We start from the raw sequence: 21,267 nt of genomic DNA, 5'->3' as shown, positions 1-21,267 counted from the left end.
GTTTTTATCTGAGAAGTTAACTCTATTTAATGTCGTTCTTTGCCACTTTTTCGATATCGACTAAGTCTAAGGTGATATAAACAGTTTCGTCGAGGAAAGCATCAGGTGTTTCAACCTCCTCCTCATCAACGACCTCTGTATCAGTCTCGTCATCACTTTCTAAACTCTTAACGACTTCTAACCCTTGGCTTACGCGGCGCTCGTTAAGACGATCTAACTGCTTTTTATCATTAGTTTCACGCTCACTAATGCGCTCGCTTTCAACAAGTGATACCGTTTTTTCACCATGATGTTCTTTAAACTCTGCAATATCTTGATAGATATAGCCAAATTCAACATCCTTAATGATACGAGCTTTATGCTTAGTATCCAAATTCGTAATTAAGTTTGGATTCACATCACCTAGCGTGCCGTATTGAGCCACAAGGACTTTGTCCCAAGGTAGCGCATTTTCTTCCTCAGCCTCACCATATTCACCAGGCTCTAATGCACTAGGGAATGAGATATCAGGCGTAACGCCTTTAAGCTGAGTACTTCCACCGTTAATACGGTAGAATTTCGCTATCGTATATTGAACATGACCAATTGGTTTATCATACATGTCATAAATTCGACCAAGGCTCTTATGCTGTTGCACAGTACCTTTACCAAAAGTTGATTCACCAACAATTAACGCGCGATCATAGTCCTGAAGCGCTGCAGCAAAAATCTCTGATGCCGATGCACTGTATCGATCTACCATGACAGTCAATGGCCCTGAATAAGACACTTTGCCATCATTATCACGATTTTGAGACACTTTACCGTTTGCATCTCTTATCTGAACCACTGGACCTTGCTCAATAAACAAACCCGTTAATAGCGTGGCTTCGGTTAATGCGCCGCCACCATTGCCTCTAAGGTCAATGATAATGCCTTCAACTTGTGCTTCTTTGAGTTTGACGAGTTCTTTAGAAACATCTTTAGAGAGATCCATGTAGAAACCAGGGATCTGAATGACGCCAACTTTACGGTTTGCGTACAACCCGTCTTCAGGCTCAATGACTTCAGATGTCGCGGCGCGATCTTCTAATCTAATTTTATCTCGAATAATCACGACTTCGAAAGGTTTAGCTGAGGAGCCGCCTTTCTTAGGTAAAATTTGTAGGACAACTTTACTGCCTTTAGGCCCTTTAATGAGTTCTACAACATCATCTAAACGCCAACCGATGACATCAACGATCTCTTTACCGTCCTGTCCAACACCAACGATTTTATCTTCTGGCGATAATTTCTCACTGGTTGCCGCGGGACCACCTGCTACGAGGCTTTTGATCACTGTATAGTCATCGTCCATCTGTAACACTGCACCTATGCCTTCAAGGCTTAGGTTCATTTCCATCTGGAAACGCTCAGCATTACGAGGTGAAAGGTAACTTGTATGAGGCTCTACTGTACGAGAAAATGCATTCATGACTCCTTGGAATACATCTTCACTTTTTGTTTGACTCAAGCGCTTAATTGCATTGTTATAACGCTTTTCAAGCACAGGAACTATCTCTTCCCAAGTTTTACCCGTTAGCTTGAGGTTCAGCGCATCATATTTAACACGCTGACGCCATAATTCATTAATCTCGGCTTCATCTTTCGCCCATGCAGCATCTTCACGATCGTATTGATACTTATCGTTAGCCACCGTGAAATCAATCTCTTTATCCAGTAACGACAGTGCATAAGCAAAACGTTCATATCGGCGTTTTTGCACTAAATCAAACATCTTATATGCAGGCGTCAAGTCACCACTTTTAAGCATGTCATCAAACTGTTTAGAGTAGATGCCAAAGCTGTCAAGATCGCTTTGCAACATCACATTACGTCGATAATCTAGTTGCTTGAGATAACGGTTAAAGACTTGCTCGGAGAAAGTATCATCAAGGTCGAATCTATGATAATGAGAACGAGTGAAGAGACCAGTAACACGTTTGCTGGCAACTTTATGCTGCGGCTCCTGTGTTAAAGCGGGTAACTCGCTGAATGGAATTGATGGGGTTAACGCCCACGCCGAGAATCCTACAAAAATACTGGCAATTGAAACGACCAGGGGTATTTTTCGCATCAACAAGTTACTCCTTTTACTTTAAGATTATTACAGCATTATGTGCTCGATGCGTACTTTCACTGTTAAACCTGAGTCTAACTGTACTTGCACATCTGATTTCTTAATATCAACAATAACACCTGCAACAGGCGTCTTACCTAGTTTGACATTAACACGCTGGTTTTGTTTCAACTCATTTAATACCGCCGGTGTTAACTCAACAACTGGTGCCGCTTCTTTCACTGGCTTAGGTGTTGGTTTTGCACGCTTAGGCGCTACTTTTTTAACAGGCTTCTTGCTCGCTTTTTCGCTTGCTTTGGCTGCTGTCGCTTTTTCGATACGCTTAGCTTTCGCTTTTTCTTGACTCTCTTTAAGTGTCAATTGTGCATGATCGATATGCTCTTGCTCTAACTCACCGCAATCTTGGCCGTCTAAGTCGATGCGTTGTGCACCCGCTTTTACGCCCTTGAGGTAACGCCAGCTACTAGTATAGCGTCTTAAGGCAATTCTCAATTGAGTTTTACTGACTTTAGAATCATCAGCCAACCTTTCAGCCAAATCCTGAAACAATCCAATCTTTAATGGCTTAGTTTCACCTTCGGCGATAAAGCACAAAGGAAATGTTTCATATAAATACGCAAGAATTGCGTTGGTGTCGGTCAACTTCTCTGTTGATTCCATCATTACTTCCACAGTTTAAAAAAGGGACTCTATCCAAACATACCAAAAGATATGCTATTTAGGGTCGTTTATATTCGTCAGGCGTTGCAATATCCGAGTCCAGTCAATGGCTAAACATCGAACAACACTACAAACGCAGCAGACATACCTTAGCAATTACAATTAACAAACGCCAAGCATTCATTCTAAGAATCAGAAACGCCTAACGTCCTCAATCATTCGAATCGCCTATTATAAGCCTGACTGGCACGATTGCGACCCTCAATTATGCAAAATTGGTTGTAGTTTAACCAAATAACGCACTTTCGAAGCTCTTCACCAAGTTTTCCAAGCCAATTTGATCTATTTCAGTAAATCGATTCAAAATTGGGCTGTCTATATCTAATACAGCGATGAGACTCTTCTGGTTAAAAACAGGGATCACTATCTCTGAATTACTGGCAGAATCACATGCAATATGACCATCAAATTGATGTACATCGCCAACCCGTAAAGTCTGCTTTCTAGAAGCCGAGGTTCCACATACACCTTTGCCCATAGGAATACGACTGCAGGCCACTTTGCCTTGAAAAGGCCCCAAAATAAGTTGCTCATCTTTTAATAGATAAAAGCCAACCCAATTGAGCTTATCAAGAGAATCATTAATTAAGGCTGAAAAATTCGCCATTGCAGCAACAAGATCATCTTCGCCAACAAGTAAAGCCTGAGCTTGGCGATTTAACGATTCATAACTCTGAACATCCATACAAATTTCCTAACACTTTATTTTTTAGGTTCAGCTTTTTTAGCTGTTTTCTTCACCGCTTTTTGTTCCGAAGGCACCACACCTTTTAATAAACTCAAAAGATGTTCTTTATTCTGTGCCAAGTAGAAGCTTAACTTTTCACAAGTATTATCATCAAGTTCAAGCTCAGAGCGTGTCAAAAATGGGGTCAGTTGATCAGCGATATCAAGCATCTTGTCGTAAGCATCAGCTTCCTTCTTAGATGTGAATGTCATCTTCTCAACCCCTTCTCTGACTACGACAAATTTAGTAATTACCGCCATACCTGTCCTTATACTGTTTTTATATACAGTCACAGAGTCTCATAAATATAACTTCTTATGCAAGTATTCTGTAAAATCTGATATTATCCAGATGATTATCAGCAACCACCTATGCTGTATACTTAAGAATGGTTTAAGGTTCGTCACTATACTAATAACCCCTATTAGTCTGATGCCCTCAGTTAACTGCTCATAGATTCATTAGTAACTGGATGCAAAATAAGGAATTTAAAACCAGAAATGGAACGAGATTGTATCGATGATTGTGTGATTTTATGCCGCTCTTGTGATTTAGTGGTAAGAAAGCGCGCACTTCCCTCTGGAGCACGGGCATTATGCCCCCGGTGTGACACCGTCCTATACGATACGCCATACTGTTCAATTAATGGGATGTTGGCTTTATGCATCACTGCACTTATCTTTCTTGCACCCGCTAATTTTCTTCCTATTTTAGAATTGCACTTTTTTGGCAGTGTCAGAACCACGACCATTGCAGAAGGCGCGATGGCCGTATCTCAACAAGGTTATTGGATAGTAGGTCTATCAGTGATGCTCACTGCTGTTATCGCACCGGCACTGCTTATTTTATCTATTTTGAGCCAAATACTGATCATAAAATATCAGCTTCATAATGCATTTTTTAGAAATGTGCTGAAGCGTCTACTTGCCTATCAAAGTATTATCTCCCAGCTCAGTATGCTGGAAATATATTTAATCAGCATTCTAGTTTCAGTCTTCAACCTTTCTGATTTTGCGGATATTTTCTTAGGCATGGGTACTTTCTGTTTCTCAATGCTATTTATTGTCACCCTGTTTCTACAGCGTGAATATAATCTAGAACATATGTGGAATATGCTCGATGAATAATCTCAATGAAAAAGCCCAAGGCAAAGCAATGGGACTCACTGCTTGCCCTTCATGCAATAAGTTAAATGAGATTAAGTACCTTCGCTGCTCGCGTTGTGACACGCTTTTGTTAGTTAGAGATACCAGTAGTCTACAAAAAAGCTGGGCACTTCTGATCACTGCAGCAATCTTATTAATACCAGCGAATATCTATCCGATAACGATGTTGACCGATCGCGGCCGTATTCGCTACGACACCATATATACTGGGATAACTCACTTAGTTCAATCCGACATGTTTCCCATCGCGATTATATTGTTTACCGCCAGTATTTTAGTTCCTCTACTTAAGATTGTCGGATTAACCATCTATTTAAGCGCCATTAGTTTTCGCTTACCCATTTCAAAAAAAATGCTTATGGTAGGTTTCCATATTATTGAATGGATAGGCCGTTGGTCGATGTTAGACCTATTTGTCATCTCCATTACCGTCGCATTGGTGAATATGGGGCAACTTTTAGATGCTAAGGCCGCCCCAGCAGCCACTGCATTTGCATTAGTGATTTTGCTGACCCAAATGGCTGCAAAAGTACTGGACACTCGTTTACTCTGGGATCGACTGGAATCGAAAGATGACACAAATTGAAGCACCAAAAGTCGTAAAAAAGAAACTATTCTCACCAATCTGGCTTTTGCCCTTAGTGGCTTTGGCCTTAGGCTCTTGGCTTGGTATCAAGAGTATTAAGGAAGCTGGCGTTGAAGTTCGCATTCATTTCCCCAGTGCAACCGGTATTGATGTGGGTAAAACCTTAGTTCGCTATCAGGGACTGACGGTTGGAAAAGTCGTTGATATCAGCATTGATGATGACCTTAAGGGAGTTAATGTTGATCTTAAAATGGATCATCGCGCGGCAGCTTACCTCAATAAGGGCACTAAATTTTGGCTCGTTACGCCAAAAGCCTCTATTACAGGTGTCGAAGGGCTCGATACGCTATTTTCCGGGAACTATATCGCTATTCAACCTGGTAAAGGGAAATCGCAATCATTTTTTACAGCGGAGCAGAATGCGCCCACAATAATTCCAAATGAAGATGGTCTGCTTATCGAATTAACCAGTAAAACTTTAGGTTCTTTGAGTGTCGGTTCACAACTGTTTTATCGCCAAATTCCAGTGGGACAGATAATCAGTTATAAACTTGAAGGTTCCAAACAAATTGCGTTAACTGCATTTGTTCAGAAACAGTACGCACATTTGGTGAAAAAGGATTCGTTGTTTTGGAATGTCTCCGGGCTAAAAATTGATGCATCTCTGTCTGGTATCAAAATCAAAACCGAAAGTTTGTCGTCAATATTAGCCGGCGGTTTAAGCTTTAACTCTTCAGAAGAATCAACTTCGGCAGAGAAAGGTCAACGTTATGAAATCTATGATAACGAAGAGCTGGCTCTCGGCGGCATTGAGTTTACGCTAACAGCCGATAAAGCAAACTCTGCATCTGTGGGAACGGCCATTGTATTTAGAGGCATCAATATCGGCCGCATTACACAATCTAAACTCACTGACTCTGGTGTTGAGTTTACTGCAAAGCTCATTACTGAGCACGCCAAACTGCTCTCAGCCAGTTCTCAATTTTGGCTAGAAGGAGCTGACTTATCGCTCTCTGGTGTTAAGCATGCAGAACGGTTACTTACAGGCAGTGTGATTAACTTCTCCCCTGGTTCAGGTAAACCACTATCACACTATCCATTATTATCTGAACAACCAGACCAATTTGCTAAAACAAAATTAAGGTTAACGCTAACTTCCGACAGCAATCAAGGGATCAACGAAGGAGCAGAGATCCGATATAAGCAGATTGCAATCGGCCACGTTAACTCAGTCAAACTCAATGCGACTTTATCAGGGATAATATATCAGGCTGAAATTTTGCCTGAATTCGCGCAGCTCATTACCCAAGGCAGCTATTTTATTCCAGAAAGTGCCCTCTCTATCGACGCGTCTCTTGAGGGAGTCTCTGTCAAAACTCGCGATCTTACAACGCTAACTAAAGGTGCGATTAGTCTTGTCCAAGGACAATCTACATCAATCGTCAGTAAAGGGGCCAAATTGGCACTTTTTGCATCTGAGCAAGCGGCAGACAAACACTTCAATAATATCAATATGACTCATCTGGTCTTAAACAGTCCTGATGGTGCCGATCTTTCATCTGGTTCTCCCGTCTATTATCAGAAAATGCAAATTGGCCAAGTCGACAAAGTCACATGGCAGACAAAAGAGGAATCTTTTGTCATTAAGCTAAGTATCCAAAAGCAATTTTCCAGTTTAATTAAATCAAACTCTGTGTTTTGGCGAAATGGCGCGATGTCTATCAACGCAGCGCTTACAGGCATTGAGGTAGAGGTGGCTCCACTACAAGGAGCGTTAAAAGGCAGCATTACTTTAGGACTACTCGATGAAGAAGAGGCCGGGAATCAATCATACCTTTATGCATCGAAAGCTTTAGCCTTAGCTCAAGCCAAACCGATAACACTGAGCTTTCCAGCTGACGTAAAACTGGCGGCAAAAGCCCCTATTCGTTATCAAGGCCATCAAGTCGGTGAAATTGAGTCTGTAAAGCTAGATGACGACCTCAACAGTGTCACAGTAAAAGCCTATATTTATGGTAATTATGCAGCGCACTTTACACAACGTGATGCCCGCTACTTTATTGTCGATGCACAGATATCCTTATCTGGAATCACCGCACCTGAAACCTTAATCATGGGCCCTTACGTCAGTGTCATTCCCGGTTTTGATGCAGAAAACAGCACGCATTTTATCGGTGACATCACACCATCGAAACTGATTAAAGCCGGAGAACTGCTCTTTACCTTAACGGACAGTTCACTTGGTTCAATCAAAGCTGGAACCCCGATATTTTTCAGAGGTCTCAAGGTTGGGCAAGTAGACAGTTATGCCTTATCGGACACCGGCAACTCAGTGCTAATACATTCGCATATAGACAGCCAATATAGCCACTTAATCAATAATACCAGTCAGTTTTGGGATCTATCCGGTGTCAAAGTTGATATCGGCTTATTTTCGGGCGCGACAATTGAAACCGGCACATTAGAAACGATATTGGCAGGTGGGATCGGTGTTGTCACCCAAAGTCCTACAACTACCTCAAACCAGTTATCAAGTGATACTCAATTTATACTACAGAAACAGTTTGCTTCTGAATGGCTAAATTGGGCTCCAATTCAAGTGGCGCCATAACCGTCAGTAAAAGAGGTAGTTGAATAAAACCAGAATGATAATTCTGGTTTTATTCTTCATATCTGCTAGCTTGATTTGATCTGTTTAACTATGATTTCACTTACAGCAAAGCTTCATACCTCTTATCACTTAGGTACTTTTATGTCCAAAGAACTGATGCAACTGGCCGCGATAAATTTAAAAAAAGCGGTTCCCTTGATGCTAAAGCATCAGATCCCCACTACACCGACCAATTATGCACTTTGGTATGCTTACGTTGATGAAAAACAGCCTAATTTAAATAAACAACTCGATACAATAATACAAGAATACAGCACTTGCTCTCCCTCAAATTCAACCCTGCTCTATCGTGAGTTTGTTTCAGATCCTGTCGAAGTTGACGTCATTGAAATGCGTCAAAGTCTAGAAGCGATGGCCACTGAGCTATCTCAATCTTTAAAAGACACCAACACTGACGCGACCCATTTTCAAAAACGCATCGACAGTAACTTTGACCAACTCAGCCGTATAGAAGAGGAGGGAGTCAGCCTTGAAAAAGTGCTGGGCATAGTCCGTAATCTAGCCAAAGAATCCGATGATATCCGCTCAAGCACCGAATATTTTACCGGCCACCTAAAGCGTGCTCAGCAAGAGATTGACACGCTAAAAGCTCAATTGAAGGAATCAGAGAAAGATGTATTATTCGATGCGTTAACTGGCATATTGAATCGTAGAGCATTTGATTCTGATTTAGCAGGACTATTGAGCCAATCCCCTGAAGGATTGTGTTTAATTCTTATCGACATCGATCATTTCAAAGCCTTTAACGACAATTATGGTCACCAATTAGGTGATACCGTACTCAAGGCTGTCGCCAAACGTCTTAGCGAGTCATGCCGAGATGGAACCAAAATCTACCGCTATGGTGGCGAAGAATTTGCCGTGATAACCCCCAATAGTCAGTTTAGAAATGCAAGGCATTTAGCGGAAGCAATGCGCAGAGCATTAGAGAAAGTGTCACTAAAAGATAGACGTAAGGACACCATGATAAACAATATCACCGCCTCTTTTGGTGTCGCCCAATGGACTCCCTCTCTCAGCGCTGCTCAACTCATTGATCAATCAGATAAACTCCTCTATGAAGCCAAGCGACTGGGTAGAAACCGAGTGATGCCAATCGCCAGTTAAATAATACCCGATTTTCTGGCTCGTTAACTTTCCATTAGGATAACTAACCTACAGCTTCTGCATGCACAACAAAACGTAAAGGCCCACCAGCACGCAAAGCGTGAAATGGATAACAAGTGATCAGCGTCAGTTGTTTATCGCTGCTCGGCGCCAACACACGGGTATCGGACTCATGGACAATTTGCGTCTCCATCACCTTATATATAACCTCGATTCCATTCCTATCAAGTAGTTTAATCAGTTTACCCCGCTTAACGCCCTCTAAAATTGAAAAGTGGGTATCATTATGGCCAGCAATGATCCGATTACGATTCCCCTTCCCTATGCTGCCATCTTGAATTTGAACGGGACCAAAAGCCAAATTTCTGCCTGAGGCCCCTTCTAATACATACATTGAGTCTCCATCAAAATGTTCATCTGGTGACTCATTACCCTTACCTGCTTCAACAAAAGACAATTTTGCAACAGGATAAGTATCCGCCCAACTCCAAGGTTTATGGGGCTGTTGATCCTTAATCGTACGCTGCCAAGCCTGTTCAATAAGATACTGCGCAAAATGCGCTTTAGCTTGCATATACACTCCCTGACCTAGAAAAAGAACTGCTAAAACAAAAAACAGAATGACACCAATGCGATGAACATAGAGCCCCTTAGGCATCTAACTTTCCTTTTCTGCCATAAATGGCAACGCCAAAGGCTCTTTGATAACTGAGTAGGTAGATCCCAAGCAAGCTTAATAACACGGATCCAATCAAGATAAACAAACGACTTGAAGTGCCGGTTTGTGGCAAACTGCCAGGCGGTGTCCATCCAAACGGGTTCGCCATTAGTACTGTGACATTTTTAGGGGTAATGGAACTCGGTCTCGCTGGAGCCAACTCTATCGCCACTAGGCTAGTATGGGCACTCACTAAATGATAATTAAGGGCCAGAGCAGTGATCTGCTGTTTCACTCTTTGCTCGTTCACTCCATCTTTACTCAATTCAAGCGCCGAGATCTGTTTTCTCGCCCAGATAAGATCAAGGCCTAAAGCAGGTTCTCTTTGTTTAAGTGATACACGCTCTTGCCAATATTGTCCTGCTATTGTTCCGGAAACAATAAGCTCTGTGGGCGATGCTGTATGGAGTAATGAATTCATCTTTATGGCCACCAGCAAAGGCTCTTCAGCGTAGAGATCTGGGATAATTGCTGGCCAATAATCAGGTACTCGATTATCAGCATACCTCAACCTAATGTCAGTTAACTGCGGGCGCTCAATTTGATGAAGTAGCGCTTCAATCTTACTCTGCACTTCATCTAATTTTCCAATATAGGTAAACGTGCCCCGCCCAAACTCGGCGGCCCTTTGCATAAAGTGTGAATTTGGCGCTGAACCAATTCCCAAGGTAAATAAGCGACTCTCTCCTATCTTCTGTTTTATAAGATAGAAGAGTGCAGATTCATCCCCGACAGCCCCATCGGTCATAAACAGTACCTGACGTAAACGACTTGTATTATCCTCTTCACGGCTTTGTTGGACATCCAGAGCCGCATTAAGTGCCAAGCCCATCTCAGTTCCACCATTGGCCACAAGACTTCGTACATACTGCTTAGCACGACCAATATTACTCGCTGTTGCTGGTAACGGTTGCGGGGATAGTGCTTGGACATCTGAATTAAACTCAATCACATTGAAAGTGTCATGTTCTCTTAACCCTGTCAGGGCAAAACTCAACGCTTTCTTAGCCTGCTCGATTGAACCACCCGACATAGAACCTGACGTATCAATCACGAGAATAAGCTCTCTGGGAATACTCGTATCTTGCTGTTGAACAGCTGGAGGTAACAACATCAATAGAGCATAGTCATTCTCTAATACTTCACGGTTTTCAGCGCTGTTACTTTTTACTTTATTGGACACATTTGAGGCTGAATATGTCTGGCCAGTTTGTGAAAATACAGTGGCGGTGGGCGTGGTTCCGAGTTGTGGTCTCCAGTTCAACACAAAATCACCGTTAGCATTAGTATCAACAAGTTCAAGGTTATAGCGGGAATCACTGAGCTGAGTTTGACTCACCTTATGATATGGACTTGAAACTTTATCTAGTGAGACACCCGCATTTAATTCAATATTAATGCTCACTTTAGGCGCTAGACTTGTATTGTGAGTACCGAGTCTTAAATTGCTGTCAAAGTATGAGCCTATTTTATCTCGCATAGTCAGAGCATTAACCTCTTCAAAGCTAGGCTGTGACATTGGTGATAGATAACGAGGATTCACAACCATAGGGAACCTTAGGCTAAACTCGCCTTGTTTATACCTCACCAGCTCCTGATAGCTTATCTCAACCACTAATGTCTCACTCGGCCCTAAGTTGGCCACTGAGGTTCTAAAAATATTCGGTGTGGATAGCGCCACTAAACTCGCACGCTGCCCCGCTTTTTTTGCCACCTCAAACTGCCTTTTAGCCTCCTGTTTCTCTTGGATTTGGCCTTCAATAATCTGAGTACCGATCTGAAGCCGCATATGATCCACTGCCGCTTCATTAGGCAAAGGAAATTGATAGCGACCATTGAGCCAATGCTCAGTGTCATTACGAAACTCCTGCCTGACTTTCACTCGATTAATCCAACCTGACACTTTCATCTGCACTTGTGTATTGAGTGGTAGGCTCACCTGCTCCTCACCATCCATTGACTGGTACACTAAACTCGCTTGAGTACGTTCAATCTCTTCAGCATAAGTTGTAAAGCTCAGACAACATAAGAAGCCGATAACGATTCTCTGACAAAGTGCCGCCCCCCATAAGGGGGCAACCGTTGACTGCATGGGAGTATTCTTACCGTCGGCGTTAAAGAGACATTGCTTATCCATTTTCATCAACATAATCCTTTATTTCATTAAAAATGAGATTATTGATTTGCAGCGAGCGCAGACTCACGTGGAATAAGCTTGATATTGACCCTTCTGTCAAAAAAATCATTTTCAAAACTCTGATCTTTAGCCAATGGAGCACTTGCACCGTATGCCTTAAATGCCAAACGGTTTTCATCAACACCTTGAGCCACTAAATAGCTTTTAACTTCGGCAACACGTTGCTCAGACAAGGCTTGGTTATACGTCGAGTCCCCTCTTCTATCAGCATATCCGGTCATATCCAGATTCAATTCAGGCGAAATCGACATGGCATAAGCCAAATCATCAAGTTGGCGTTGTATGTGAGGCGCTAGCTCAGATGAGCCCGTTTTAAACTGAATGTTCAACCCCATGGCTAACTCAGTCAGTTTCTGCTCTTGAGCCAACTTTAGTTGAGCTAACTGCTGCTGCGCCTCATCATATTGACTGGCAATCACTTGTAGAGATTGATTGTCATCGTTTAACGCAATGAGTTGTGAATCCTTTTCGACCAATTTGGCCTGTTGAGAGTCGATTTCAGAGTCATCACCGACAGACTTTCCTAATAGTGCCCCAGTAAATGCCCCGATGATGGCACCAACGGGTCCTCCGACGACCGCCCCAAGAACAATCCCAGAGGTGAGTCCAACAAGTTCCTCGTTATGCTCTCTCTCGTCAGTTTGCTCTGTTGCGAAACTTGCATTTGAAACGGTTAGGCTGCTCATAACTAAAAGGGCGATTATTTTCTTGTTCATTTTGGTTTTCCTATCTATGACGATTATTAACAGGCAGAGTAAATAGTGACTGCCTTTCGATAGATTCATTAAACAGGAGATAAATGGCTGCCACAGGGAGGAAAAATGACATTACGCTTATGAATTGTGGCAACAAAATGGCAATCCACTTCAGTGCCTTTTATCCCATAAAATTTCCTGTATAGTCTCCAGCAGAAGTTAATTGTCATCAGCTCAGCACTCCTACTTACTTGAAAATGATGCGCTGACGGTATTACAGCCCTATAAGGTAAAAATTGATGAAACGTATCGCAATTGTGGAAGATGAAGCGGCAATACGAGAGAACTATAAAGAGGTATTGCAGCAGCAAGGCTATACCGTTCAGGCGTACGCCAATCGTCCTAGTGCCATGCAAGCATTCACAACCCGATTACCGGATTTGGCCATCATTGATATTGGATTAGAAGATGAAATAGATGGAGGATTTGCGCTTTGCCAATCCCTCAGGGCAATGTCCAGTAATTTACCTATCATCTTCTTAACAGCCAGAGACAGTGACTTTGATACCGTGTGCGGCTTACGCCTTGGCGCCGATGATTACCTCAGTAAAGATGTCAGTTTCCCTCACTTAATTGCTCGCTTAGCTGCACTGTTTAGGCGCTCAGAGCTGCAAGGTAAATCATTGGAAGTTGAGAATTTACTCGAAAGAGGTGCGTTAACTATTGATGCCAACCGGATGCAGGTTTACTGGAATATGATCCCTATCGAACTGACCGTCACTGAATTTTGGATGGTTCACGCGTTAGCTAAACACCCAGGGCATGTTAAGAATCGCCAAGCATTGATGCAAGAAGCAAAAATATACGTCGACGATAGCACTATCACTTCCCATGTGAAGCGGATAAGAAAAAAATTCATCGCACAAGATCCTGAATTTGATTGCATCGATACGGTTTATGGCATGGGATACCGTTGGGAACCTCAGGCCCTTTAATGATATTAATATCTCACACAACATGGCTACTACCCACCATTTCAAAGCAGAGACAGCGTGATGTTTAACCTTCCAATAGGGCTAAGGAGTAAAGTTGCTATATTATCGCTATTCTTGCTTTGTCTTCCTTGGCTGGGCTACCAGTACGTCTGGGAGATGGAAAAATACCTAAGATATGGCCAAGAGAAAACCTTAGAAGGCACAACACAAGCGTTAGCCACAGCCCTGCACGAAAGACCCAAGCTGTTTGACAGTCAGGCAAGTTTTCTAACTCAGGTACAGCAAGGCAGAGATCTCTACGCTCACCCGCTCTCAGGGCCCATACAGCTGGACGGCAAACTCGGTGATTGGGCTCAATACAAGCATAAAAGTCTCAACTATGGTGAAAACCACCAGATATCCAAAGCCGACCCAGATAAGCCCTTAGCCATTAATTTTACCCATATGGTCGGTAAATATGACGGATACCTTTATGGCTTCTTTGAAGTCACCGATCCCAGCGTTATCTATCGTGGCAAGAACACCCTGAATATCGATCGCAATGATCACCTTGCTATTGCCACGCTGGCACCTGATGGAAAATTCAGGCGTTATATTGTCGCCACCACAAAAGATGGCTGGATCAGTGCTTTTGAACTCCCTGAAGATCCGAGTCTTTCTGTACCCGTTACCCCTGAAGTCAAAATCCAAGGAAAATGGAGGAAAACGACCCAAGGCTATAATATTGAGCTGCGTATTCCACTGGACATGGTAGGCAGTAAACTGGGCTTTGCGATATACGATGTTAACGACGCAAAAAGCGGTCATGTAGACGCTATCGTCGGAACCTCAGCCATCGATGATGTTGATAAGCTCGGTACCGTCCTTGTGCCCTCTCCAGAAATTGCAAACATCATTAAAGGGATGAGCCATAACAGCTCTCGAATTTGGGTGGTAGACAAGCATGGCCGTGTGCTCGCCAAATCAGGGGATATTCGTACCAGTAATAGCGTTTGGACTCGCACAGTATCGGACCAGCCCGATCCCAGTTTCTGGGAACGGTTTAAACAAAAATATCTACACCCACTCTATTACCAAATACTGACGATCCCAGCTAAAGATTTTGTCGACTCTTTACAGGATTCAACCGTACTCGGTGGTAGCCACATTCAACAAGCCCTAGCTGGTAAAGATGGATCGACATGGCGACTCACACCCGATAACAAAGCGGTTATTCTGGCCGCTGCAAGCCCAATCTGGATAGATGATAAGGTGATGGGAGTGGTGATCTCAGAAGAAACGACTCATGGGATAAGAACTTTACGCAATAAGGCATTAGAGAAGCTGTTCAATGTCATTATTACCATCATGAGCATGGGAACCTTAGCGCTGTTTTTCTTCGCCTCTAGTATCTCCAGTCGCATCCGCAAACTCAGGGATGAAGCCGAAGAGGCTATCGACAGTCAAGGTAGAATAAAAAACCACATTAAAGGCTCAAAAGTCCGTGATGAAATAGGTGATTTATCCCGAAGTTTTGCCAGTATTGTGAGTCGATTAGGGCAATATACTCACTACCTAGAAAACATGAGTTCAAGACTCTCACATGAACTACGCACCCCTGTTGCCGTGGTTCGATCGTCACTAGAACACCTAGGGCTGCAATCACTCGACCCCGATAGCCGTAAATATGTTGACCGGGCACAAGAAGGCGTTAGCCGTTTAAATATGATTTTGAACAATATGAGCGAAGCAACTCGATTGGAAGAGAGCTTGTCCACTGCAGAACTCGACACCTTCCCTCTCTCTAAAGTCATTAGTGGTTGTGTGCAGGGATACCAACTCACCTACCCCAATAAAGAGTTCATCGCTAATATCTGCGAAGAGGATCTATTGATGACAGGTGTGCCAGAGTACATTGCACAGTTGATGGATAAATTGATTGCCAATGCCTTAGAGTTTAGCCTCAAAGACACAGCAATCTCTGTCACTCTCACGGCAAAAAACAAACAAGCTCAACTCTCTATTAGTAATATAGGCCCAGAGCTGCCAGCCAACATGTCTGAACAGATATTTGAGTCTATGGTATCAGTGAGGCAGCAAAAGGCACAAGACAAGCCTCATCTGGGGTTAGGGCTCTATATCGCACGATTAGTAACTGATTTCCACCATGGAAAAATCATCGCCAGAAATCTACAAGTAAATGATAGTGACCAACAGCATCATGGTGTAGAAATAGTGGTTAGCCTACCGCTCGATTAATGCTGGGGAGCACGATGAATAAACAGAACGATAAGCGAGCATTCACGATGCTCATTAAAACGCACTTTCATTTGGCCGTTTAGATGTTAAGATGGCTAAAAATACAATTTGGTTGTGGAACAATTACCCTATGAAAAAAGAAACACAGATCATCAGTGTTGGACGTGACAAAAAATGGACTAAGGGTGTGATCAATCCTCCCGTCTTCAGAGCATCAACCATGGTGTTTGACACCATGAAAGAGATGCGCTTCGCAACCAAGAACAGAGCCAAAGGCGAGATGTTCTATGGTCGACGTGGTGGCCCCACCCATTTTGCATTTCAAGCTGCGATTGCAGAACTTGAAGGCGGTGTAGGCACAGCCCTATACCCATCAGGATCCGCCGCGATCAGTGGTGCACTGCTCTCATTTCTCAAGTCAGGCGATCATCTGCTCATGGTCGACACCGCCTATGAACCGACACGGGATCTGTGTGATAAGTTGATGGCAGGTTTTGGGATAGAGACCACCTATTATGATCCTATGATTGGCGCTGGGATAAGTGCGCTTATCAAGCCTAATACCAAGGTATTGTTCCTAGAATCTCCAGGATCGATCACCATGGAGATCCAAGATGTGCCGACACTTGCCAGCATCGCTCACCAACATGAGCTTGTGGTGATGTTAGACAACACTTGGGCATCCCCCATCAACTCTCGTCCATTTGATATGGGCGTCGACATCTCTATTCAGGCTGCCACTAAGTACATAGTGGGTCACTCTGACGTCATGATGGGCACCGCAACGGCTAATGAAGCACATTGGGATCAACTAAGAGAAAACAGCTACCTCATGGGTCAATGCACCTCACCGGATGATGTGTATCTGGCCAGCCGTGGCCTAAGAACATTGGGCGTGCGTATGCAGCAACATGAGCGTAATGCCCTTAAAGTTGCAAACTGGCTGAAGTCGCGCCCAGAGGTCGATCATATCAGGCACCCAGCTTTCGACACTTGCCCTGGTCATGCGTTTTTTGAGCGTGATTTTACAGCAGCCAACGGTTTATTCTCTTTTGTATTGAAAGAGGGAGATCTGGCTTCTGTCACCGCACTGGTTGAAAACATGCAGCACTTTAAAATGGGTTTCTCTTGGGGAGGTTTTGAAAGTCTGATCTTAGGTGTATTTGGCATCGACAGGATCAGAACAGCCACCCAATGGGATAGCTGTAAACCCCTTATTCGTTTGCATGTGGGGTTAGAAAACCCTGATGATCTGATTGCCGATTTAGAAGCAGGCTTCGCACGATTTAATCAAGCGCTTAAGTAACACTTAAAATATTATCTTAACAACAGATGAAACCTGTTCTAGGTTTCATCTGTCAGACTTCAATACAACGAGTCCAGAGTAAAGGTTCCCCAATCTCATCAACTTTCCCATCGATTACCGTGATAGCAGCTGTATCCTGACACAGGTATAAATACTCAAATAGAGAATCATCAAACGCGACACCTCTCTTGTGTAGATAAGCAATAAAATCGACAGGAGTGGTAAACCCTGCTGGCAGATGAGGCATAAAATGAAACGGGGTTAAACTCAAGGCGAGTAAGTTGTCTAAGCCCACATCATTGCTGTCGCCACACAAAGGGGCACTCTCTATCGACGGTGTCATGATCATTGCCCCAGCACTCACGCCAATCAGTGCGCCTCCTGCCCTCGCGTACTCCCGCAAACGAGGAATCAATCTTCTGTGATGTAACCCTTTTAAAAATCTGAAGGTATCCCCGCCAGCCAAATGGATCACATCACAACTGAACAGTTCAACCAAAGACTCTTCATCAAAACCCGTTTCAAGTTCTAAATAACACACCAACCTGGCACCAAGGTTTTTATAAAGCACTTGAGTCTGGCGAAAATAGTGTCTATCAGGTTCTGGCCCTGAGGCAATATAGCCAACTTTAGCCACGGCTTTTTGTTGGGCACTTAACACCAGCTTGATTGCTTGTAGTCCATTTACCGATGAGGGGTCACTAAGTAAAGCGAGCTTCATACTTCACAACTTGTTGAATATAATATCAAACCAGATTAACTAGCAGTACAATATCTGACAAGGTATTTATGAATGAACAGAATGGAAAAAGGATTTAATTATCTTTGCTATGCTGTTTTTTTTACATTTTTTTGTTAGCCTAACACTTAGATTTTTATCCAAGCAGCGCTTGTATTTATAAGCCTTTTTTAGCTGCTATTTATCGATTATTTTTTGGAACATCTTTTATGTTATCTCGACCGCGACAACTATTTCCTATCGGGCTTGCCTGTTTTTTACTTTCAACCAGTCTACAAGCAAAGTCTGACTACCAGGCTATCAGCGATAATTTCAAACAGCAATTTCATAAACAGCTCAAAAAGAATGGTGTACCCGGCGGCGCGTTTGTGATCATCGAAGACAGTAAAGTCCTTAAGATGAGTACATACGGTAAACGTAAAAAAGGCGGGAGTTTAAACGTAAACAAAGACACTGTTTTTCGTTTAGCCTCGGTATCAAAAACCTTTGCGGGGACCTTAGCGACAATGCTGGTTCATGAAAATAAATTCAGTTGGGAAGATCCACTCACTAAATACATGCCTGAGTTTATGCTTGCCGATAAATCCGCAACAGCCAAAATAAATCTCGGTCACCTTATAGGTCAAAGCACCGGCCTAATGCCAAACAGTTACGATAATATTCTCAATGCCAATGGTAAATTAAAGAAGATCATTCCTCAATTTTCTAAACTGACCCCAATGTGTTCTCCTGGAGTTTGTTACAGTTACCAAAATATCGCCTTCTCATTTATCCAACCCGTTATTGAACAACAAACTGGGATGACATACTCAAATCTGGTTGAGGCACGCATTTTCACTCCCTTAAAGATGAATACAGCTTCTATCGGTATGGCGGATTTCTTAGCCACCAGTAACCGTGCAAGTCCCCATGTTAAAACCCGCTCAGGTTTTAAAAAGGTCAGAGTGAAGTCTAACTATTATCAGGTTGAGCCCGCAGCTGGCGTTAATGCCAGTATCACTGATATTTCCAAGTGGTTGATTGCTAACTTAGGCAATAACCCCAAGGTATTAAGTCCTCAACTTCTCCATGACATCAAAGAACACGGCGTGAGAACAAGCAAGGAGCTGAAACGTCGAGAATGGCGCTCTTATCTCAAAGATGCCCATTATGGCAAAGGCTGGCGGGTTTATGATTTTGAAGGTGAAGAGCTGGTCTATCATGCAGGCTGGGTTGCCGGTTACGTGGCAGAGATTGCCTACTCCCCTCGCTTAAAAATTGGTATGGCCATGTTACTCAATGGCGAATCCCGTGTTATTGCGGGACTCGGTGCAGAATTCTGGCACAAGGTTATCAAACAAGAAAAACTCGCAATGAGTAAAAGCAGTTCAAAGAAATAACACTTATTCGGGTTAAAGACTAATACTGCTTCGGCTCTATTAGTCTTGATCTCTCATGGGCCACAAAACGATATGATCTTCGATATATTTGATATTCGTTTCACATTTTACTTTATTTTGAGTCGACATCCCGGCCTGATGCATCGCCTCTTTCGATCCTGTGATCAAGGGATGCCACGAAGGTAGGTCCCGTCCGGCGTAAAGACGTCGATAAGCACAGCTATCAGGCAACCAAGTTAATTCTGCTACATTATCGGCTGTCACTTTAGTGCACAAAGGAACAAAGCTGAAACGATCTTGATATTGACTACAGTGTGCTCCTTGATGATCTAATAATTTACAGGCCGCATTGGTGTAATACAATTCTTCTGTTTCATCATCGATTAACTTATTTAAACAACACTTACCACACCCATCACACAAGGATTCCCATTCATGGGCATCCATCTGGCTTAACGATTTTTCTTTCCAAAATGACATGATTTAATTTCTACAACTCAGTTTTTTACAAAAAAAGGCCTGCTCAAGCAGGCTATTTTACACTAGTCAACAGAGACAAAGAAGACTGTTATCTTTATCCTGATTAAGCATCAATTAATCTCAGAAGATTTTATCTTCTCTGAAAGGTAGGCCACTGATAATGCATGGTAATCAGAATCCATTCGCTTTATCAAAGCACGATAATTATCATAAATCAGGTAAGCACGGCCTTTAGCACCATCAGGAATGATCAATGAAACCAACATATCATCACGTTTAGGCAAAACACTGCCGTTATAGCGGGTTACCCCAAGCTCTGTCCATTGCGAAAACCGCTTGCTAATCGCACTCGAAGAAAGACTTTCATCAAAATTGTCAGGTAGCAGTACTTGCCGTCCCCAGGTTTCTTGCCCTTTCCAGCCCACTTGCTGTAGATAATGAGCAAGGGAGGCAAACACATCATGAGGATTACTCCATAACTCTTTCTTACCATCACCATCACCGTCTTGCGCATACTTCAAATAGTGGCTAGGTAAAAAATCAGTTTGCCCCAAGCTGCCTTTAGATGAACCTAACAACTCACTGACTTGTAGGGATTCCTGTTCAAGAATTTTCAGCGTCGCAAAAAATTCATTTTTGCACTTAATACAGTCAGGATCATCAAATGCACGCGAAGCGGTCACAGACAGAAGAGGATACTGACTGACATCAGCACCAAAATTTGACTCGAGTCCCCACAGAGCAAAAATAAATCTGGGCTGAACATCATATTCACGCCCTATCGTCTTAAGCTCTGCTCTGTATTGCTGATACAAAACTCGGGCTTCGCTAACTTTAGATTCTGGGACTTTCTCAGGAATAAAACTCTCTAACGAAGTCGCAGCCTTAACGGGTGCTTTGTTACTATCTTGTGCAGTTCTAAACAGCTTAATCTGAGGGAAACTAGACTCAATGGTTCTCTCATCTATGCCATTCTCTTTAGCTTCATGTTTAAGACTAGAAAGATAATCGCTGAAACTCGGTTTCAATTTACTTTCTTGCGCTAAAACTGTTTGCTGTAAACCCAAAATGAGCATGCATGTGACACTAATGGCCTTGAGATCTATCCCTGTCATATCGAATCCCTGAATTAAGCTGATTTTTTATCTTAACTAATCTCTACTATAGCCAATTTCGCGCTTATGTTCCTCGAGTAAGTTAACCACTGGCGGAGGCAGTTGCAAGTAATAACCTTTAGCTGCTAACTCTGTCTTCACTTTTTCAATGTCAGCAAAACCTAAATGATCTCGTTTCATTAAAGGCAGCATCATCACCAATTCTGGTGAACCAAACATCTCAAGTAATGCCTCTGGAACACGTTCAAATTCATTACGTTTTTCAACGAATAGGTAACTATCGAGCTTACGTCGACTCTTATACACCGCACAGATCATATACTGTCTACT

At 42.9% G+C, this 21,267-nt stretch carries 19 protein-coding genes; 8 read left to right on the top strand and 11 right to left on the bottom strand.

Annotated features, from left to right (window positions below; all coding sequences use genetic code 11):
- Positions 1-22 precede the first annotated feature (22 nt).
- The 4 genes from prc to FN961_RS06420 form a co-directional block, all read right to left on the bottom strand.
- The gene (gene prc / locus FN961_RS06435) at positions 23-2,095 is read right to left on the bottom strand and encodes a carboxy terminal-processing peptidase (protein ID WP_143563730.1); all 2,073 of its coding nucleotides are present in this window, start codon (positions 2,093-2,095) and stop codon (positions 23-25) included.
- Between the two features lie 30 nt (positions 2,096-2,125).
- The gene (gene proQ / locus FN961_RS06430; RefSeq protein WP_143563768.1) at positions 2,126-2,758 is read right to left on the bottom strand and encodes an RNA chaperone ProQ; all 633 of its coding nucleotides are present in this window, start codon (positions 2,756-2,758) and stop codon (positions 2,126-2,128) included.
- A gap of 286 nt (positions 2,759-3,044) precedes the next feature.
- Complete coding sequence (locus FN961_RS06425) at positions 3,045-3,503, bottom strand: GAF domain-containing protein (protein ID WP_143563729.1); 459 nt, start codon at positions 3,501-3,503, stop codon at positions 3,045-3,047.
- A 17-nt stretch (positions 3,504-3,520) separates the two neighbouring features.
- Positions 3,521-3,805 carry a YebG family protein gene (locus tag FN961_RS06420; protein ID WP_143563767.1) on the bottom strand — a complete coding sequence of 95 codons (285 nt, stop codon included), beginning with the start codon at positions 3,803-3,805 and terminating at the stop codon, positions 3,521-3,523.
- Positions 3,806-4,045: 240 nt separating this feature from the next.
- Between FN961_RS06420 and FN961_RS06415 the strand changes: the two genes are divergently transcribed.
- From FN961_RS06415 to FN961_RS06400, 4 genes are all read left to right on the top strand, one after another.
- Complete coding sequence (locus FN961_RS06415; protein WP_143563728.1) at positions 4,046-4,672, top strand: paraquat-inducible protein A; 627 nt, start codon at positions 4,046-4,048, stop codon at positions 4,670-4,672.
- The gene (locus FN961_RS06410; RefSeq protein WP_143563727.1) at positions 4,665-5,297 is read left to right on the top strand and encodes a paraquat-inducible protein A; all 633 of its coding nucleotides are present in this window, start codon (positions 4,665-4,667) and stop codon (positions 5,295-5,297) included. The genes FN961_RS06415 and FN961_RS06410 overlap by 8 nt, the downstream gene beginning before the upstream one ends.
- Positions 5,284-7,908, top strand: coding sequence for an MlaD family protein (locus FN961_RS06405; RefSeq protein ID WP_143563726.1), 2,625 nt, complete (start codon positions 5,284-5,286; stop codon positions 7,906-7,908). Before FN961_RS06410 ends, FN961_RS06405 begins: the two co-directional genes overlap by 14 nt.
- 141 nt (positions 7,909-8,049) lie before the next feature.
- Entirely contained in the window at positions 8,050-9,075 is a 1,026-nt protein-coding gene (locus FN961_RS06400; RefSeq protein WP_143563725.1) for a GGDEF domain-containing protein, read from the top strand.
- 43 nt (positions 9,076-9,118) lie between these two features.
- On the opposite strand, the gene FN961_RS06395 is transcribed toward FN961_RS06400, so the two are convergent.
- From FN961_RS06395 to pdsO, 3 genes are read right to left on the bottom strand one after another with little or no spacing between them, the layout of a single operon-like run.
- Positions 9,119-9,733 carry a class GN sortase gene (locus FN961_RS06395; RefSeq protein WP_143563724.1) on the bottom strand — a complete coding sequence of 205 codons (615 nt, stop codon included), beginning with the start codon at positions 9,731-9,733 and terminating at the stop codon, positions 9,119-9,121.
- Positions 9,726-11,930 (bottom strand): marine proteobacterial sortase target protein, encoded by a 2,205-nt coding sequence (locus FN961_RS06390; protein WP_444544668.1) that lies wholly within the window; start codon positions 11,928-11,930, stop codon positions 9,726-9,728. Before FN961_RS06390 ends, FN961_RS06395 begins: the two co-directional genes overlap by 8 nt.
- Positions 11,931-11,968: 38 nt before the next feature.
- Positions 11,969-12,706, bottom strand: a complete 738-nt coding sequence (gene pdsO, locus FN961_RS06385) for a sortase-associated OmpA-like protein PdsO (RefSeq protein WP_143563723.1) — start codon at positions 12,704-12,706, stop codon at positions 11,969-11,971.
- Positions 12,707-12,984: 278 nt separating this feature from the next.
- Between pdsO and pdsR the strand changes: the two genes are divergently transcribed.
- The 3 genes from pdsR (at position 12,985) to FN961_RS06370 (ending at position 17,224) form a co-directional block, all read left to right on the top strand.
- Positions 12,985-13,680, top strand: coding sequence for a proteobacterial dedicated sortase system response regulator (pdsR, locus tag FN961_RS06380; protein WP_143563722.1), 696 nt, complete (start codon positions 12,985-12,987; stop codon positions 13,678-13,680).
- A 60-nt stretch (positions 13,681-13,740) separates the two neighbouring features.
- A complete protein-coding gene (gene pdsS, locus FN961_RS06375) occupies positions 13,741-15,918 on the top strand; it encodes a proteobacterial dedicated sortase system histidine kinase (protein WP_143563721.1) in 2,178 nt (725 codons plus the stop codon).
- A gap of 130 nt (positions 15,919-16,048) precedes the next feature.
- Entirely contained in the window at positions 16,049-17,224 is a 1,176-nt protein-coding gene (locus FN961_RS06370; RefSeq protein ID WP_143563720.1) for a cystathionine beta-lyase, read from the top strand.
- A gap of 52 nt (positions 17,225-17,276) precedes the next feature.
- Here the strand turns inward: FN961_RS06370 and FN961_RS06365 are convergent, their stop codons facing one another.
- Positions 17,277-17,945, bottom strand: coding sequence for a Type 1 glutamine amidotransferase-like domain-containing protein (locus FN961_RS06365; RefSeq protein ID WP_143563719.1), 669 nt, complete (start codon positions 17,943-17,945; stop codon positions 17,277-17,279).
- A 227-nt stretch (positions 17,946-18,172) separates the two neighbouring features.
- Between FN961_RS06365 and FN961_RS06360 the strand changes: the two genes are divergently transcribed.
- Complete coding sequence (locus FN961_RS06360) at positions 18,173-19,342, top strand: serine hydrolase domain-containing protein (RefSeq protein WP_143563718.1); 1,170 nt, start codon at positions 18,173-18,175, stop codon at positions 19,340-19,342.
- Between the two features lie 39 nt (positions 19,343-19,381).
- Here the strand turns inward: FN961_RS06360 and FN961_RS06355 are convergent, their stop codons facing one another.
- The 3 genes from FN961_RS06355 to FN961_RS06345 form a co-directional block, all read right to left on the bottom strand.
- The gene (locus FN961_RS06355; RefSeq protein ID WP_143563717.1) at positions 19,382-19,822 is read right to left on the bottom strand and encodes a YcgN family cysteine cluster protein; all 441 of its coding nucleotides are present in this window, start codon (positions 19,820-19,822) and stop codon (positions 19,382-19,384) included.
- Between the two features lie 110 nt (positions 19,823-19,932).
- The gene (locus FN961_RS06350; RefSeq protein WP_143563716.1) at positions 19,933-20,937 is read right to left on the bottom strand and encodes a lytic murein transglycosylase; all 1,005 of its coding nucleotides are present in this window, start codon (positions 20,935-20,937) and stop codon (positions 19,933-19,935) included.
- A gap of 36 nt (positions 20,938-20,973) precedes the next feature.
- Positions 20,974-21,255 carry a YcgL domain-containing protein gene (locus FN961_RS06345; protein ID WP_143563715.1) on the bottom strand — a complete coding sequence of 94 codons (282 nt, stop codon included), beginning with the start codon at positions 21,253-21,255 and terminating at the stop codon, positions 20,974-20,976.
- Between the last annotated feature and the right edge of the window lie 12 nt (positions 21,256-21,267).

The sequence above is a fragment of the Shewanella hanedai genome, assembly GCF_007197645.1.
Classification (GTDB): domain Bacteria; phylum Pseudomonadota; class Gammaproteobacteria; order Enterobacterales; family Shewanellaceae; genus Shewanella; species Shewanella hanedai.
The sequence above is the reverse complement of the archived record's forward strand: the minus strand, read 5'-3'. Positions and strand labels throughout refer to the sequence as shown.

Excerpts from the sequence above, each read along its gene's own strand:
- FN961_RS06355 (WP_143563717.1), bottom strand. The coding sequence starts at position 19,822 with ATGTCATTTTGGAAAGAAAAATCGTTAAGCCAGATGGATGCCCATGAA.
- pdsO (WP_143563723.1), bottom strand. The coding sequence starts at position 12,706 with ATGAACAAGAAAATAATCGCCCTTTTAGTTATGAGCAGCCTAACCGTT.
- proQ (WP_143563768.1), bottom strand. The coding sequence starts at position 2,758 with ATGGAATCAACAGAGAAGTTGACCGACACCAACGCAATTCTTGCGTAT.
- FN961_RS06420 (WP_143563767.1), bottom strand. The coding sequence starts at position 3,805 with ATGGCGGTAATTACTAAATTTGTCGTAGTCAGAGAAGGGGTTGAGAAG.
- pdsS (WP_143563721.1), top strand. The coding sequence starts at position 13,741 with ATGTTTAACCTTCCAATAGGGCTAAGGAGTAAAGTTGCTATATTATCG.
- FN961_RS06395 (WP_143563724.1), bottom strand. The coding sequence starts at position 9,733 with ATGCCTAAGGGGCTCTATGTTCATCGCATTGGTGTCATTCTGTTTTTT.
- FN961_RS06410 (WP_143563727.1), top strand. The coding sequence starts at position 4,665 with ATGAATAATCTCAATGAAAAAGCCCAAGGCAAAGCAATGGGACTCACT.
- FN961_RS06370 (WP_143563720.1), top strand. The coding sequence starts at position 16,049 with ATGAAAAAAGAAACACAGATCATCAGTGTTGGACGTGACAAAAAATGG.
- prc (WP_143563730.1), bottom strand. The coding sequence starts at position 2,095 with ATGCGAAAAATACCCCTGGTCGTTTCAATTGCCAGTATTTTTGTAGGA.
- FN961_RS06360 (WP_143563718.1), top strand. The coding sequence starts at position 18,173 with ATGTTATCTCGACCGCGACAACTATTTCCTATCGGGCTTGCCTGTTTT.
- FN961_RS06425 (WP_143563729.1), bottom strand. The coding sequence starts at position 3,503 with ATGGATGTTCAGAGTTATGAATCGTTAAATCGCCAAGCTCAGGCTTTA.
- FN961_RS06365 (WP_143563719.1), bottom strand. The coding sequence starts at position 17,945 with ATGAAGCTCGCTTTACTTAGTGACCCCTCATCGGTAAATGGACTACAA.
- FN961_RS06350 (WP_143563716.1), bottom strand. The coding sequence starts at position 20,937 with ATGACAGGGATAGATCTCAAGGCCATTAGTGTCACATGCATGCTCATT.
- FN961_RS06345 (WP_143563715.1), bottom strand. The coding sequence starts at position 21,255 with ATGATCTGTGCGGTGTATAAGAGTCGACGTAAGCTCGATAGTTACCTA.
- FN961_RS06405 (WP_143563726.1), top strand. The coding sequence starts at position 5,284 with ATGACACAAATTGAAGCACCAAAAGTCGTAAAAAAGAAACTATTCTCA.
- pdsR (WP_143563722.1), top strand. The coding sequence starts at position 12,985 with ATGAAACGTATCGCAATTGTGGAAGATGAAGCGGCAATACGAGAGAAC.
- FN961_RS06390 (WP_444544668.1), bottom strand. The coding sequence starts at position 11,930 with ATGGATAAGCAATGTCTCTTTAACGCCGACGGTAAGAATACTCCCATG.
- FN961_RS06400 (WP_143563725.1), top strand. The coding sequence starts at position 8,050 with ATGTCCAAAGAACTGATGCAACTGGCCGCGATAAATTTAAAAAAAGCG.
- FN961_RS06415 (WP_143563728.1), top strand. The coding sequence starts at position 4,046 with ATGGAACGAGATTGTATCGATGATTGTGTGATTTTATGCCGCTCTTGT.